The organism is Kribbella sp. NPDC031520, assembly GCF_055580825.1.
The window spans coordinates 94,596-107,863 of the sequence record NZ_JBVIKS010000007.1 but is presented as its reverse complement, the minus strand read 5'-3'; the positions used below and the strand labels follow the sequence as shown (position 1 = coordinate 107,863).

Annotated in this window: 17 protein-coding genes; 10 read left to right on the top strand and 7 right to left on the bottom strand. The window is 68.5% G+C overall.

Annotated elements, in window-relative coordinates:
* Positions 1 to 48: 48 nt before the first annotated feature.
* On the top strand, positions 49 to 729 hold the full coding sequence (locus ACZ5BU_RS33040; RefSeq protein WP_465704377.1) for a M23 family metallopeptidase: 681 nt from the start codon (positions 49 to 51) through the stop codon (positions 727 to 729).
* A 65-nt stretch (positions 730 to 794) separates the two neighbouring features.
* A complete protein-coding gene (locus tag ACZ5BU_RS33035; protein ID WP_465704376.1) occupies positions 795 to 1,151 on the top strand; it encodes a VOC family protein in 357 nt (118 codons plus the stop codon).
* Between the two features lie 226 nt (positions 1,152 to 1,377).
* Here ACZ5BU_RS33035 and ACZ5BU_RS33030 read toward each other — a convergent pair whose 3' ends face one another.
* The gene (locus tag ACZ5BU_RS33030; protein WP_141856379.1) at positions 1,378 to 1,608 is read right to left on the bottom strand and encodes a hypothetical protein; all 231 of its coding nucleotides are present in this window, start codon (positions 1,606 to 1,608) and stop codon (positions 1,378 to 1,380) included.
* A gap of 203 nt (positions 1,609 to 1,811) precedes the next feature.
* Positions 1,812 to 2,576 carry an SDR family NAD(P)-dependent oxidoreductase gene (locus ACZ5BU_RS33025; protein WP_465704375.1) on the bottom strand — a complete coding sequence of 255 codons (765 nt, stop codon included), beginning with the start codon at positions 2,574 to 2,576 and terminating at the stop codon, positions 1,812 to 1,814.
* Between the two features lie 94 nt (positions 2,577 to 2,670).
* Here ACZ5BU_RS33025 and ACZ5BU_RS33020 point away from each other — a divergent pair, with 94 nt between their 5' ends.
* The 3 genes from ACZ5BU_RS33020 to ACZ5BU_RS33010 all read left to right on the top strand — a co-directional run bounded on the left by ACZ5BU_RS33020 (position 2,671) and on the right by ACZ5BU_RS33010 (position 5,600).
* Positions 2,671 to 3,291: a MarR family transcriptional regulator gene (locus ACZ5BU_RS33020; RefSeq protein WP_465704374.1), complete on the top strand. Its 621-nt coding sequence runs from the start codon at positions 2,671 to 2,673 to the stop codon at positions 3,289 to 3,291.
* Positions 3,292 to 3,358: 67 nt separating this feature from the next.
* On the top strand, positions 3,359 to 3,724 hold the full coding sequence (locus tag ACZ5BU_RS33015) for a VOC family protein (protein ID WP_465704373.1): 366 nt from the start codon (positions 3,359 to 3,361) through the stop codon (positions 3,722 to 3,724).
* 109 nt (positions 3,725 to 3,833) lie between these two features.
* Positions 3,834 to 5,600 (top strand): protein-arginine deiminase family protein, encoded by a 1,767-nt coding sequence (locus ACZ5BU_RS33010; RefSeq protein WP_465704372.1) that lies wholly within the window; start codon positions 3,834 to 3,836, stop codon positions 5,598 to 5,600.
* On the opposite strand, the gene ACZ5BU_RS33005 is transcribed toward ACZ5BU_RS33010, so the two are convergent.
* Positions 5,551 to 6,036: a GNAT family N-acetyltransferase gene (locus tag ACZ5BU_RS33005; protein ID WP_465704371.1), complete on the bottom strand. Its 486-nt coding sequence runs from the start codon at positions 6,034 to 6,036 to the stop codon at positions 5,551 to 5,553. The two genes, ACZ5BU_RS33010 and ACZ5BU_RS33005, sit on opposite strands and share 50 nt — an antisense overlap.
* Before the next feature lie 48 nt (positions 6,037 to 6,084).
* Here ACZ5BU_RS33005 and ACZ5BU_RS33000 point away from each other — a divergent pair, with 48 nt between their 5' ends.
* A complete protein-coding gene (locus ACZ5BU_RS33000) occupies positions 6,085 to 7,644 on the top strand; it encodes an LCP family protein (RefSeq protein WP_465704370.1) in 1,560 nt (519 codons plus the stop codon).
* On the opposite strand, the gene ACZ5BU_RS32995 is transcribed toward ACZ5BU_RS33000, so the two are convergent.
* Together ACZ5BU_RS32995 and ACZ5BU_RS32990 are read right to left on the bottom strand one after the other, a co-directional pair.
* Positions 7,641 to 8,360: a VOC family protein gene (locus ACZ5BU_RS32995; protein WP_465704369.1), complete on the bottom strand. Its 720-nt coding sequence runs from the start codon at positions 8,358 to 8,360 to the stop codon at positions 7,641 to 7,643. The genes ACZ5BU_RS33000 and ACZ5BU_RS32995 overlap by 4 nt on opposite strands.
* Before the next feature lie 5 nt (positions 8,361 to 8,365).
* Entirely contained in the window at positions 8,366 to 8,596 is a 231-nt protein-coding gene (locus ACZ5BU_RS32990; protein WP_465704368.1) for a TetR/AcrR family transcriptional regulator, read from the bottom strand.
* On the opposite strand from ACZ5BU_RS32990, the gene ACZ5BU_RS32985 reads away from it, so the two are divergent.
* From ACZ5BU_RS32985 to ACZ5BU_RS32970, 4 genes are all read left to right on the top strand, one after another.
* A complete protein-coding gene (locus ACZ5BU_RS32985; protein ID WP_465704367.1) occupies positions 8,595 to 9,428 on the top strand; it encodes a Vgb family protein in 834 nt (277 codons plus the stop codon). The two genes, ACZ5BU_RS32990 and ACZ5BU_RS32985, sit on opposite strands and share 2 nt — an antisense overlap.
* Positions 9,429 to 9,485: 57 nt before the next feature.
* Positions 9,486 to 10,388 (top strand): UbiA prenyltransferase family protein, encoded by a 903-nt coding sequence (locus ACZ5BU_RS32980; RefSeq protein WP_465704366.1) that lies wholly within the window; start codon positions 9,486 to 9,488, stop codon positions 10,386 to 10,388.
* 78 nt (positions 10,389 to 10,466) lie between these two features.
* Positions 10,467 to 11,276, top strand: a complete 810-nt coding sequence (locus ACZ5BU_RS32975) for a phytanoyl-CoA dioxygenase family protein (protein WP_465704365.1) — start codon at positions 10,467 to 10,469, stop codon at positions 11,274 to 11,276.
* 46 nt (positions 11,277 to 11,322) lie between these two features.
* Entirely contained in the window at positions 11,323 to 11,658 is a 336-nt protein-coding gene (locus ACZ5BU_RS32970) for a cupin domain-containing protein (protein ID WP_465704364.1), read from the top strand.
* Here ACZ5BU_RS32970 and ACZ5BU_RS32965 read toward each other — a convergent pair.
* On the bottom strand, positions 11,655 to 12,239 hold the full coding sequence (locus ACZ5BU_RS32965; protein WP_465704363.1) for a YdeI/OmpD-associated family protein: 585 nt from the start codon (positions 12,237 to 12,239) through the stop codon (positions 11,655 to 11,657). The two genes, ACZ5BU_RS32970 and ACZ5BU_RS32965, sit on opposite strands and share 4 nt — an antisense overlap.
* Positions 12,236 to 13,201: a helix-turn-helix transcriptional regulator gene (locus ACZ5BU_RS32960; protein WP_465704362.1), complete on the bottom strand. Its 966-nt coding sequence runs from the start codon at positions 13,199 to 13,201 to the stop codon at positions 12,236 to 12,238. The genes ACZ5BU_RS32965 and ACZ5BU_RS32960 overlap by 4 nt, the downstream gene beginning before the upstream one ends.
* Positions 13,202 to 13,268 lie beyond the last annotated feature (67 nt).

Below are 13,268 nucleotides of genomic sequence, written 5' to 3'. Positions count from 1 at the left end.
AGGACTTCAATGTCCGACGGGGAAATTCCGACACTGGGGGAGCTCGTGATGCGTCAGGCTTGGGCCGGTTTGCTGGCGGCGGCGTTGGTTGCCGCAGGTGGTGCGGCGGTTGGGCTACAACTGCAACCTGCGGCAGCGTCCGAGCCGGGGACGCCGTTCTACATCATCGACACACCCGCCAAGGTCGTGTTGCCGTCGACCACCCGGCGGTACGTGTTCCCGGTCGCCGGGTGCCGGGCCGACGCGTCGCAGAGTCACCACGACTACCCGGCGTCGGACATCTTCGCGAAGGTCGGCTGCAAGTTCGTCGCTCCGGTCGCCGGGCGCGTCGACGAGGTCAACCGCATCGACCGCTGGAACCCGAAGACCAACCTCGGCGCCGACCGCGGCGGCCTGTCGGTCTCGATCATCGGCGTCGACGGCGTCCGGTACTACGGTTCGCACCTTTCCTCGATCGCGGCCGGCATCAAGCCCGGCGTACGGGTCCGCGCCGGCCAGCTCCTGGGCCGGACCGGCAAGACGGGCAGCGCCCGCTACACCACTCCACACCTGCACTTCGGGATCAGCTGGCCGACCGGCAAGAACGTCTGGTGGATCCGCCGCGGCGCCGTAGCGCCTCAGCCCTTCCTCAACAGCTGGCATGCCGGTCGGCAGCTGTCGCCGGTGTCAGCTGTCGCCCTCGCCAAACGCCGGTACGGCGTCGACCACGGCTGTCGCGCGTACTGCTGAGGTCGTGTCGAAAGCTCTCCAACAGCTCCGACGTACTGGATGAAGGCCGGAGCTAAGGAGAGATCGTGATTCTGAACAGCATGTTGCTCGGGAGTACGGACGCCGAGCGGTTGAAGGCTTGGTACCGGGACGGGTTCCGGGCCGAGGTCGACGGGTACGGCAACCTGGATCTCGGTGGGTTCGGGCTGGTGATCGAGCAGCGGGACGACGTTGCCGGGAAGAACCCGGAGCCGGGGCGGCACATCGTGAACTTCGCGGTGGACGACATCGAGGCGGCCGCGGCGCACCTTCGGACGCTGAACGTCGACTGGCTGGTGCACCCGGAGGACCGCGGGATCGGCTGGTTCGCGACCCTGATCGATCCGGACGGGAATTACGTCCAGCTGATCCAGATGAAACCCGAGTACTACACCAATAAGTGAAAAACGTTCGCACCGGACCTGGGGGATCCGGTGCGAACGGGATTTGCTATTCAATCAGGCGCATTCTTGCAGGGGAGAAAAGGGCGGCAAGCGAGGGGCAGAACGCCCACGCTCGCTTGCCGCCCACTACCGGTCCCTTGGTGATCGAGGTGAGGTGCTCGACCTGGGCCACGTTCCGGGTGGGTTGTCTGGTGAGTTCGGAACGCGAAAGGTACCGGAGATCTTCTCAGCGGGGCGCTACGTCCCACATGCGCTCGCCGGGCAGGGGGTCGGGGAGCTTGTCGATCATCGGCATCGGGTCGTTGGTGACCCGGAGACCGGCGAACCGTCGGCTCATGGCGTCTGCGTACCGCTCGGCCAACGCCGGCTCGGCGTTGTAGTCGGCGATCACGTGCTCACCGAACCAGACACGCACGCGTCGGCGCTGAACGGTCTGGGTGGCGGTGGCGGTTGTCACTGGTCCTCCTGGCTGAACTTCAAGGGGTGGACGGCCTGGAAAACGCGGGCGAGCGCGGTGCCGGTGCGCCGTGTTGTGTTCACCGTCACGTCACTTCCAACGGAGGACGCAGAGCCCAGGTCACGCCCGGATCCGGAAATTCTGGGCAATCGGCAAAACTTTCCGGACCGATCAGAACCCAATTAATTCGTACGTGTTTTCGATTACCCGAACGGCCCGCGTACGGAGACGCCGCCGTCCAGCACGATCTGCTGGCCGGTGATGTACGACGCCGCGTCGGACGCCAGGTACACCACCGCCCGGGCGACCTCCTCGGACTGCCCGAACCGGCCGGCCGGGATCTCCTCGACGACCCCGGCGTCGACCACGCCGTTGGCGACCGCGGTCGCGATCGCGCCGGCCGCGGCGACGTTCATCCGGATCCCGTCCCGCGCGTACTCCGCGGCGACCGTCCGGGCCAGGCTGAGGATGCCGGCCTTCATCACGCCGTACGCCGCCTGCTCGGGCGCCGCCATGAATCCGGTGACCGACCCGACGCTGACGATCGCCCCGCCGGTGCCCTGGTCGAGGAAGACCCGGAGCGCGGCGCGGACCGCGCGGGCGACGTACCGGAGGTTGACCTCGTAGATCGTGTCCCAGTCCGCGTCGGCCATCTCGTGCAGCTTGACCGCCGGTACGAACGCAACCTGCCCGCCGACCACGGTGACCAGTACGTCGAGCCCGCCGAGCTGCCGTACCGCCTCCGCGACCATCGCCTCGATATCCTCGATCGAGCGAACGTCGCCGGACACCGGGTACGCCGTACCGCCCGCGGCGCGGACCGCGTCCGCCGCCTCGGCGGCACGGGCCGGGTCGAGGTCCGCGACCACTACCGACGCGCCTTCGTTGCCGAGGGCTTCGGTTGTCGCACGGCCGATCCCGCCGCCACCGCCGCCGATCACCAGGGCTCGTTTCGCACTCAGCTGCATGGGCGGAGGGTACGACAACGACGTCACGAGATTCACAGGGATTCCTCAGGTTGGACACGCCGAAGCTGTCGGAACGGCTCCGTAGGCTGGAGGGGTGACCATCGAAGACGCTGGAATCAGGCCGCTCACCAAGGGATCCGCGGACGGAGGCGAGGAGCAGACCGTGGCGAACGCCCTGGTCGTGCCCGAGCGGGTGATCGGCGGCGTCGTCGCCTCACCGGTCCGGCCCGGCGCCGCGGGCATGGCGGCCGTCCAGACCGAACACCTGATCAGCGATGTCGGCGACGCCCTGCGTCTGCTGGACGCGGTCGAACGCGTCCGCGGCCACGCGCACCCGTTGATCCTCGGCCTGCAGGAAGCGGTCGGAATCAAGATGCCGGCCGCGCTCGTGCTGAGCGCGATCGCGAACGGGCGGACCTCCGCCCACCAGGTCGCCAAGCAGGTCGGCATCACGCCCGGCGAGGCCGAGCTGGCGATCGCCGACCTGGAAGCGCTCGGCATGGTCCGGACCACACCGGCTCTGGCCGTCACCGGAACGGGCCAGGCCCGCCTGTCCCAGCTCGACGGGCTGACCGTCCGCGTCCTCGACGTCATCACCGGCATCCTCGGCCCGGCCGACGCCGCCCACCTGGCCCGCCTGCTGCACACGGTCGCCGACGGCCTCGAGTCCGCCTCGGTCGCCGCAGCCATGGATCCCGCCCTGTCTCACAACTAGGGCCTGGTGTCGAAAACGCGTTGGTGGTAACGACGTAGCTGATGTCGAGTGACTAGGAGGGCATCAGATGCTTCAGGACAGCAAGGCGTTCAGTGGGTTCTCGGTGGACGACATACCGCGGGCCAAGGAGTTCTACGCGACGACGCTGGGTCTCGACGTCGGCGAGGAGAACGGGATGTTGCGGCTGCGGACCGGCGGTGGCAACAACGTGCTCGTGTACCCGAAGGACAACCACGTCCCGGCGGAGTACACGGTGCTCAACTTCCCGGTGGCCGACATCGAGGCGACGGCGCGCGAGCTGACCGCGCGCGGCGTCACGTTCGAGAAGTACAACGACGACCAGGACGAGCTCGGGATCAACCGCAGCCAGGGTCCACTGATCGCCTGGTTCAAGGACCCGGCAGGCAACATCCTGTCGATCATTCAGCTGTGAGACACCCGGTCTCCGCCCACGGGTGGAGACCGGATTTCCACCTGCCGGTTCCGGCCCCGGCTCGGTAGTTTCATCGAAGAAGCACACCTGTATCAAATAGGAGCCTTCGATGCGACTCTGGACCGCGGGGCTTGCGACCCTGCTGACCGCCGTGACCCCCACCTTCACCGCCGTGGGTCCGGCGCCCCGGCTGACCGCCGACGTCAACCGCGACGGCGTACTGACCCACGCCGACGACGCCGGCAAGACCACCTGGACCGACACCCGCGGCGCGATCTTCCTGCCGAACCTGGACGACGACGAGCACCGCTGCACGGTCGACCCGGCCGACCTGAACGCACCCGGTCGCGCGGTCGACGACAAGCTTGCCGCCTGCAACGATGCGGCCGACGACCGGATCAACGGACCACGCGACGCCGCGGACCTGGCGCCGCTGTCGATCGATGCCGAACGCAACCTTTCCGGCGAGGCGACCGGTACGATCACGATCGCCCCGGCAGACAAGGCGCGCGTCTTCCCGAGCACGTTGACCGCGCAAGACCTGCGGCGCGGCGTCCGGCTGCAGCTCGAAGGCCGCGACATCGTCCGCGACCCGAAGAAGTGGAACGGCCAGATCACGGTCACGCTGTCCGTCACCGACCACGGTCGCACCGCGACGGACGCCGTACGGATGCGCGTCGCCCCGCTGATGCTGCAGAACGACCTGCAACCTGCACAGACCGTCCTGGCGGGCCGGCCGAACGCCGGTCAGGGCTGGTGGGGCCGCACACCGCCGTACCAGCAGGGTGCACCTGGCGAATGGCCGGAGTTCGCGCAGACGTTGCGCAAGGCAACCAAGGTGCGGTTCGTCCAAGGCACGCCGGAGGGCTGGAAGGACATGTGGCTGCAGGACTCGTTCGAGCCCGCGACCGCGAGCATGCCGGCCGTCGGAGGTCCGCACACGATGCGCATCCTGATCCGCTCCGGCAACGTCTGGGACCTGCCGGCCGCGGACACACCACGCCCGTCCGGCCGGCTCCTGTACCGCGACCTGCGCGGACCGGATGTCGGTGTCGTGCAGGAGCTCGCCGGCAAGGCGGCGCCAGGGCTCGACGACCTGCTGAACATGGGCGGCAACATCGAGTCGCTCCCGCCGTACGCCGGATATCCGCACGGGCGAATCGTGTACGGGTCGGGCAAGCGGCACCCTGACGCCGGGTTCATCACGATGGTGACCGGCCAGGGGTACCAGCCACCGGTCGTGGTCGACACCTCCTGGTTGATGGTCGGTCACACCGACGAGACGACGCATGTAGTACGCGCGAACAATGCCCGCGGCTGGACCCTCGCGGTCGCCGACCCCCGGCTCGCCGCACGGCTGTTGCGCGACGTGCAACGTCGGGGCGGTGGGAACGCGCGGCTGTTCGCGGACACGAACTCGACCTACAAGCCGACGGTCGACGAGCTGCTGAGCGGCGGGCTGCCCGGCAACGAGGAAGCCGCCGAGCACATCGACGACCAACTGAAGATCCTGCTGAAGGCCACCGGCCTCGAGGAGAGCGAGCTGGTCCGGCTACCGGTGATCTTCGACAAGGTGCCCGGCTTCGGATTGCTCAAGGCAATGACTCCGGGCCTGACGAACGGTCTCTCGGTAACCGCTCGCAACTTCGCCGCACCCGATCCGCACGGGCCGCGACTGCACGGCCAGGACGTCTTCAAGCAGGCGACGGAGCGCGCGATCCAGCGGAACGGCGTACAGGTGCACTGGGTCGAGGACTTCTTCTGGGCACACCTCGGCGGTGGCGACCTGCACTGCGCCACCAACGCACTCCGCGACACCAGCCGGACTACGCCTTGGTGGTCCGGAAACGCAGCGACGGGAACCTCGACTCGATGAAGCCGAGGTTCCGGTAGAGGTCGATACCGTCGTCGGTCGCGTTCAGCTCGATCTGACCGACGGCGGTCTCCGCCTGGAACCAGTCCACCACCGCGACCACGCACGCCCTGGCCAGACCGCGCCGCCGGAAGTCCGGGTGGGTGCTGACGTTGTACAGGTGCCCTCGAACCGTGGTCACGTCGTGCGGGCCTGGCGGATGGGCGTGCACGTTCCCGGCCGCGCCCGCGACCACGCCAGCCCTCGGGTCGTCGACGACGTACGCCGCGAACGTGTCCGGTGAAGCGAGCTGCTCCGCGAACCAATCGAGCGCGATCGCCCGCCACGGCGCGTCCGGTCCGCCGAGGTCGTTGCCCATGGCAGCAAGCATCAATCCGCGCAAGCGGACCAGCGACTCCGCATCGTCCGGCTTCGCTCGTCGTACCTGAATGTCGATCACCTGGCCGATTCTGCCAACTTTTTGCCGGGTCGGTGAATCGAAGAGGTCATGGCCCCGAGCAGAGCCCAGCGCGCCGCCCGCGCCCGCCCAGCAGGACCGCACAGAACTGGACCACAGCAAACCGGACCACACCGAACCGGAGCCCGAAGGCCGACCGGGATCGGCGCACTCGCGATCGCAGTACTCGGCGTGCTGCTGCCCGGTACGGCGTACCTCGTCGCGCGCCGGTTCAAGCTCGGCACGGTGGTCACGGTACTGAGCCTCGCCCTGTACGGCGCGGCGGCGTACGTCGGCCTGCGGAAGCGGGACGCGGTGATCGCGTGGGCGCTGGATCCGTCGGCACTGCTCTGGATGATCGTCGGCCTGGCCGCGGTCGCGCTCGCCTGGATCGCGGTTCTGGTCACGTCGTACAAGATGCTCCGCCCGCTGACCGCCGGACCGGCCGCGCGGTCGCTCGGTGCGCTCGTGATCGGCGTGCTCTGTTTCGCGATGACCGTGAGTACGGCGACCGGCGCGCAGACGCTGATGGCGCAGCGCGAGCTGGTGAACAAGGTGTTCGGCGGCGAGCAGTCGAAGAGCCAGACGCGGCCGACGATCAACACGAAGAAGGACATCTCGGACCAGCTGCCACGACTGAACGTGCTGCTGCTCGGCGCGGACGACGGCGCGGACCGCGACGGTGTCCGGACCGACTCGGTGATGGTCGCGAGTATCGACACCAAGACCGGCAACACGTCGCTGATCTCGCTGACCCGGAACTTCATGCGGATGCCGTTCCCGGCCGACTCACCGCTGCACAAGATCTACCCGACCGGCTTCTGGGATCCGAACGGGAAGAAGGAGCAGCCCGAGTTCTACCTGGACGCGATGTACCGGAACATCCCGAAGCTGCACCCCGGCATCCTCGGCCCGTCGGACAACGAGGGGGCGGACGTGCTCAAGCAGTCCGTCGGCGAGGCCCTCGGCCTGCAGATCCACTACTACGTACAGGTCAACCTGGCCGGGTTCGCGAAGCTGGTGGACGCGCTCGGCGGGATCACCGTCAACATCAACTACCCGGTACCGGTCGGCGGCAACGACGACAAGAAGATCCCGCCCAGCCGGTGGCTGCAGCCCGGGCCGAACGTACCGCTCAAGGGCAGCGACGCGCTCTGGTTCGCCCGCGGCAGGTACCGGGTGCCGACCGGGGACCTCGCCCGGCAGTCCCGGCAGCGCTGCACCGTCAAGGCGATCGTCGAGCGCGCCACCCCGCAGAACGTACTGGCCAACTTCGACTCGGTCGCGAAGGCCGGCGAGCAACTGGTCCGGACCGACATCCCGCAGAGCGTCCTCGGGCAGCTCGTCGTGGTCGGGCAACGGGTGAAGAACGCGAAGATCGCGAACGTCGACCTGGACAAGAAGAAGAACTTCCCCACCGGCCAGAACCCGAACTACGCGGCGATGCGCGCGATCGTCGCTCAGGCGATCAACCCGGCCCACCGCACGACACCCGTGCCGCGCCGGACCACGGCTACTCCGACCACCACGACCCAACCGCGCGCCACGGCCAAACCGAACACCGGCGACCTGACCTCGGAGTGCGCCTACCACCCCGGGCCACCGAGTTAGGACACCGGACGAGCCGGGTCGAGCAGGATGCAGAACTGGTTGCCGTCGGGATCGGCCATCGGGATCGCGGCGGCACCCTCCTGGCCGCTGTCCAGCCGGCTGGCACCAAGGGCAACCAGCCGCTCGACCTCGGCCTCGACGTCGCCGTCAGCGGTCAGGTCGAGGTGCAGCCGGTTCTTCGGCGCCTTCGGGTTCAGCGGCGGGCCACCCCAGCTGATCTTCGGACCGCCGGACGGCGCCTGGATCGCGGTCTCCTCGTCCTGGTCCCAGACCAGCGGCCAGTCGAGCGCCTTGCTCCAGAAGTACCCGACCGCGCGGGTGCCGTCGGACGAGAGCTCACCGAGGAACGCGGTGTCCGCGAGGAACTTGTTCCCCGCCTCGATCACGCAGAACTCGTTGCCTTCGGGATCCGCGAGGACGATGTGTTCCTCCTCCGGCAGCTGTCCGACGTCGAGGTGCCGGCCGCCGAGCTCGACCGCCCGCGCCACCGTCTCCGGCTGCTGCTCGGGCGTCTCACTGGTCAGGTGCAGGTGAATCTGGTTCGGCCGGTCCTTCTCGACATCGCTCTGCAGGAACCGCAGCCGGAACCCGGTGTTGTCGTGCGGCACCAGCTCGTTACCCTCGGCCGCTTCGAACCCGAGCAGACCGGCCCAGAACCGCGCGAGCCCGGCCGGATCCTTTGCGTCGAACGACAGCGCGTAAAGGGATGTGCCCATAACGGTCACGGTAGGTCGGCGCCGTCGGCACTCGCAAAGTGTTTAGCGGCGACCCGGGCGTGGTGGTTCGCCTGCGCACGCGTCATCGGCCGACGCAGCAGGCCGACGAGCAGGCCGGGCACGGTCTTCCACCGTCGGTAGATCGTCGTGCGATGGACGCCGGAACGTGCGGAGACCGCGTCGACAGTGAGGCCGTCGTACCCTAACGCAACATTCGTCGCATTAGGGGATGCCATGTCAGTCAGTGAGTACAAGGTCGACGGCGCGCCGTACGGCGTGGTTGCGGCCGGTGGTGAGGTGTGGACGACGCTTGTCCACAGTGGCCGGGTCGCTACCGTCTCCGGGCGGGTGTTCGACTTCGGCGCACCGGAGTCGCGCCCGAGCGTGATCGTCGACGGACCGGACGAGGCGGTCTGGTTCACCCGGAACGGCGACGACCGGGTCGGGCGTATCGGGTACGACGGTGTCGTCTCGGCGGTCGAGGTTGCCGGCGCGCCGTACGGGCTGTGCGTCGGACCGGACGGCGCGTTGTGGTGTACGACGATGAGCAACGACTCGATCAACCGCATCACGGTCGACGGTGACGTGACGACGTACCCGATCGGGACCACGGGCGCGTTCCCGGGCATGATCACCTCGTACGCCGGGGACCTGTGGTTCACGCTCAACCAGGCGAACGCGATCGGGCGGATGACGGTGACCGGCGAGGTCACCACCTATCCCCTGCCGACCGCGGCCGCCGGGCCGGTCGGGATCAGCGCCGGACCCGACAGCGTCTGGTTCACCGAGATCCTCGCGAACCAGGCGGGCCGGATCACCGTCGACGGGGAGATCGAGGAGTTCACCCTGCCGGCCGATTCGAAGCCGCACGCCGCGGCGGCGACACCGGACGGTTGCTGGCTCACCTTGTGGGCGGCGTCGTCCCTGGTCCACATCGATGCCAAGGGCAACATCACCGAGGAGTTCGCATTCGGTGCCGGCACCGAACCGCACGGGCTGTACGTCGACGGTTCGGTGTGGGTCGCACTCGAGAAGGGTTCCGTGGCTCACATCCAGCCGCGCGGGTGAGCAGGTTCACTCGGTGGAGGGAGGACGCGCTGCGCCGTCGAGGTGGACAGTGGTGTTGTGAGCACGGACGTGCAGGTACGGGGACCGCGGGTTCGTGACGTCGTTGCGGTCGGGCGGCCCGCGTTCTGGGTGGTGTCGATCGTTCCTTATTACACAGGGATCCTGCTCGCGACGCATCGGCTGATCCCGCCGGTCGCGGATTGGCCGCGCCTCGTGGTCGGCGCCGTCGTGATGGGTCCGCTGGTGTGGCTCGCCGTACTCGCGGTCAACGATGCGTACGACCTGCCGAGCGATCGGCTCAACCCGCGGAAGGCCAAGTCGCCGCTGCTCGACGGGCGGATCACGCTCCGGGCGGCGACGCGACTGGCCTTCGCGGCCGCGGTCGCCGCGGTCGGGCTGAGCCTGCTCGTGGGCGTCGTGTTCGCCTTGGGCGTGCTGCTCGCCGTGCTCCTCGGGTACGCCTACTCCGTCCCGCCGGTTCGGCTGAAGACGCGCGCCGGGTTCGACGTCGCGGTGAATGCCCTTGCGCTAGGGGCTTTCGGGCCGCTCGCCGGTTGGGCCGCCATCAACCCGGACCTGAGCGACTTCCCCTGGTTGATGGGCCTGCAGGGCACGCTCGCCGCCGTCGGCCTCTACCTGCCGACCACGCTGGCCGACCTGGAAGCGGACCGAGCCGCCGGCTACCACACGATCGCGGTCCGCTTCGGCGCACGGACGACGTACCTGATCGGGTACGGCGCGTGGATCGCGGCCGCCGCGCTGTCGGTGATCCTCGCCGCGACCGGCACGATCATCCCGCGCAGCATGCTGTTGCTCGAGGTCGTGATGGTCCCCGTACTGATCGCCGCGTACCGCAGGCTGATCGGCCCACAGCAGTCCTTCCGCGGCATCATCATCCTGGCCGCACTGTTCCTCTTCCCGTGCGGGACCTTTGCGCTGACATACACGGGAGTCCTCTAGCAAATGCACGTGCACCAAGAGCAAAGATTTGATCACTGATCTTTACAGCGATGGAACGTACGGGAACTCTTGTCTCCCATGACTCTGATCCGCCCGGAGCTGGAGACCGACTACACGCTGACCCGGTCCGCGATCGCGCACTTCGCCGAGCACGGATTCGTCAAGCTGAAGAACGTGCTGAGCGCCGAAACGATCGCGGAGTACGAGCCGGAGATCACCGGCAAGGTGATCGAGCTGAACACGCAACACCTGCCGCTGGAGGAGCGCGACACCTACGGCAAGGCGTTCCTGCAGGTCTCGAACCTGTGGCAGGACAGCGAGCAGGTGCTGGAGTTCGTGTCCTCGCCGCGGCTCGCGCGGATCGCGTCGCAGCTGCTCGGCGTGCAGTCGGTCCGGCTGTACCACGACCAGGCGCTCTACAAGGAGTCCGGCGGCGGCGTCACCCCCTGGCACGCGGACCAGTACTACTGGCCGTTCGCGACCGATCGCTGCGTGACGATCTGGGTACCGCTGCAGGAGACCCCGATGGAGATGGGTCCGCTGTCGTTCGCGGCCGGCAGCCAGAGGTTCGAGCACGGCCGGGACCTGCCGATCAGCGACGAGTCGGAGCGCGTCCTGCAGCAGGCGCTGAAGGAGCAGGACTTCACCGAGATCTCCGAGCCGTTCGAGCTCGGCGAGGTCAGCTACCACCTCGGCTGGACGTTCCACCACGCGCCGCCGAACACCACCGACATCCCCCGCCGGGTGATGACGGTGATCTACGTCGACGCCTCGATGGAGATCTCGGAACCGGTGAACAACAACCAGGTGCTCGACCTCGCCACCTGGATGCCGGGCAACCAGCCTGGCGAGACCGTCTCCTCGCCGCTGAACCCGATCCTCTACTGACGGATGCCGGCTGCGGCCGGACTCTGTACCTATTAGTATGTACGGCATGACCGAATCGATCAGCCGTGTCGTCGTCCTCGACCAGCTCCTGCCCGCACCCCTTCCGGTACAGCGCGTCGAGGTACGGCGGATCACCATCGAGCCGCACACCGCAGTCGGCGCCCACGTGCACAACGGACCCGTGTTCGGGAACATCGTGTCGGGGTCCGCGATCTACCAGCAGGGCGCCGACGACGAACCGCAGGTCCTGCACCCCGGCGACGTCTTCTACGAGCCCGCCGTCGACCGGATCGCCCGCTTCGACACCGAGGACGAAGGCGTCACGTTCCTGGCGTACTTCCCGCTGACGGACGGCCAGGAGGCGACGCTCGACCCGGTCTAGAGGGTCCGCTTCTGCGGGTAGATCGTCTCGCCGCGGGCGAGCTGCTCGACGTACAGGGCGATCCGCTTCGCCCGGGTCTCGGCGCGCTTCGCGTCGTTGACGCGATAGATCACGGCGAACCGGTTCGCGCTGGTCAGGATCTCGAACATCGCCAGCGCCTTCGGCTCGGCGGCCAGCGCCGTCGCGAGGTCGTCCGGAACGTCCCGCGCACTCGCCCCGCCGTACGCCTTGTCCCACCGGCCGTCCGCCTTCGCCCGTTCGACCTCGGCCCGGCCGGCGTCCCGCATCCGCCCGTCCTGCTCCAGCCGCGCGACGATGCCGACGTTCCGTTGCGACCACATGCTCCGCGCGCGGCGCGGGGTGTACCGCTGGACGAACGTCTGCTCGTCGCGCCCGCGTCGTTGCCCGTCGATCCACCCGTGACACAACGCCTCCTCGAGCGCCTCGTCGTACGTCAGGCTCGTCGGGTCGGTCACGTTCTTCTTCGCCAGCACCAGCCAGACGCCGTCGGAGTCACCGTGGTTCACCCCGAGCCACTCCCGCCACGCAACGGCGTCGACGACGATCAACTCACTGGTCATGAGGCAGCCTCCTGGTAGCGGGCGGCGAGTTGGGTGGCGGCGTCCTTCAGTTCCGGCGGGCCGACGAACTCGAGGTCGCACTCGAACATGCCGAACATCGCGGCCAGCCCGGTCCACGACCAGCCGGTGAGCGCGAGCCGGCAGCTCGTCGGCGTGAGCTCCTCGACGAAGGCGCCGTGGCCGGCCCACTGCGCGATGTCCGACGCCTTCGCCTGCAGGATCGCCTCGCCCCGGCACGGGTTCTGGTCCTGCCCGTGGAAGCGGCTGGAGATGTACGTCGCCACGTCGGGTGCGGGCAGTTCGCGCGGGACGAAGCGCGGACCGGTCGGCGTCTTCGGCGTCATCCGGTCCACGCGGAACGTCCGCCAGTCCTTGCGATCCAGGTCCCAGCCGACCAGGTACCACCGCCCGCCCCACGTCACCAGGTGGTGCGGCTCGACCTTCCGGGGCGGCGCCCACTCGCCGTCCGGCGTACCGGGTGCGGCGTAGTCGAAGCGCAGTACCTCCTGGGCGCGGACCGCCGTTCCGATCGCGATCAGCTGGTCCGAGTCGACCGTCGTACGGCGATGCGCGTACCGGTCGACCGTGGTGACCTGCAGGGCGTCGACGCGTTGCCGCAGCCGTGCCGGCATCACCTGACGGACCGTGGCCAGCGCACGTAGCGCGCCCTCCTCGATCCCGGTGACCGTGGTCGTTGCGGTTTGCAACGCCACCGCGACCGCGATCGCCTGGTCGTCGTCGAACAGCAACGGCGGTAGCTCGGCGCCCGCGTCCAGGCGGTACCCACCGTCGGGTCCCTTGGTCGCGCGGACCGGGTAGCCGAGATCGCGCAGCCGGTCGACATCGCGGCGTACCGTCCGCGGGCTCACCTCGAGCCGCTCGGCGAGCAGGGCACCCGGCCAGTCACGCCGGGCCTGCAGCAACGACAGCAGCGCGAGAAGACGGGCAGAAGTTGCGGCCATGCACTCAGCTTGCCACGAGTAGCGGCCAGGTTTTGTCCGCTTCCTTCAGCCAGTCCAACGGCTCGCG

Excerpts from the sequence above, each read along its gene's own strand:
- ACZ5BU_RS33010 (WP_465704372.1), top strand. The coding sequence starts at position 3,834 with ATGCGACTCTGGACCGCGGGGCTTGCGACCCTGCTGACCGCCGTGACC.
- ACZ5BU_RS33025 (WP_465704375.1), bottom strand. The coding sequence starts at position 2,576 with ATGCAGCTGAGTGCGAAACGAGCCCTGGTGATCGGCGGCGGTGGCGGC.
- ACZ5BU_RS32970 (WP_465704364.1), top strand. The coding sequence starts at position 11,323 with ATGACCGAATCGATCAGCCGTGTCGTCGTCCTCGACCAGCTCCTGCCC.
- ACZ5BU_RS32965 (WP_465704363.1), bottom strand. The coding sequence starts at position 12,239 with ATGACCAGTGAGTTGATCGTCGTCGACGCCGTTGCGTGGCGGGAGTGG.
- ACZ5BU_RS32975 (WP_465704365.1), top strand. The coding sequence starts at position 10,467 with ATGACTCTGATCCGCCCGGAGCTGGAGACCGACTACACGCTGACCCGG.
- ACZ5BU_RS33000 (WP_465704370.1), top strand. The coding sequence starts at position 6,085 with ATGGCCCCGAGCAGAGCCCAGCGCGCCGCCCGCGCCCGCCCAGCAGGA.
- ACZ5BU_RS33015 (WP_465704373.1), top strand. The coding sequence starts at position 3,359 with ATGCTTCAGGACAGCAAGGCGTTCAGTGGGTTCTCGGTGGACGACATA.
- ACZ5BU_RS32995 (WP_465704369.1), bottom strand. The coding sequence starts at position 8,360 with ATGGGCACATCCCTTTACGCGCTGTCGTTCGACGCAAAGGATCCGGCC.
- ACZ5BU_RS32960 (WP_465704362.1), bottom strand. The coding sequence starts at position 13,201 with ATGGCCGCAACTTCTGCCCGTCTTCTCGCGCTGCTGTCGTTGCTGCAG.
- ACZ5BU_RS32990 (WP_465704368.1), bottom strand. The coding sequence starts at position 8,596 with ATGGCATCCCCTAATGCGACGAATGTTGCGTTAGGGTACGACGGCCTC.
- ACZ5BU_RS33040 (WP_465704377.1), top strand. The coding sequence starts at position 49 with ATGCGTCAGGCTTGGGCCGGTTTGCTGGCGGCGGCGTTGGTTGCCGCA.
- ACZ5BU_RS32985 (WP_465704367.1), top strand. The coding sequence starts at position 8,595 with ATGTCAGTCAGTGAGTACAAGGTCGACGGCGCGCCGTACGGCGTGGTT.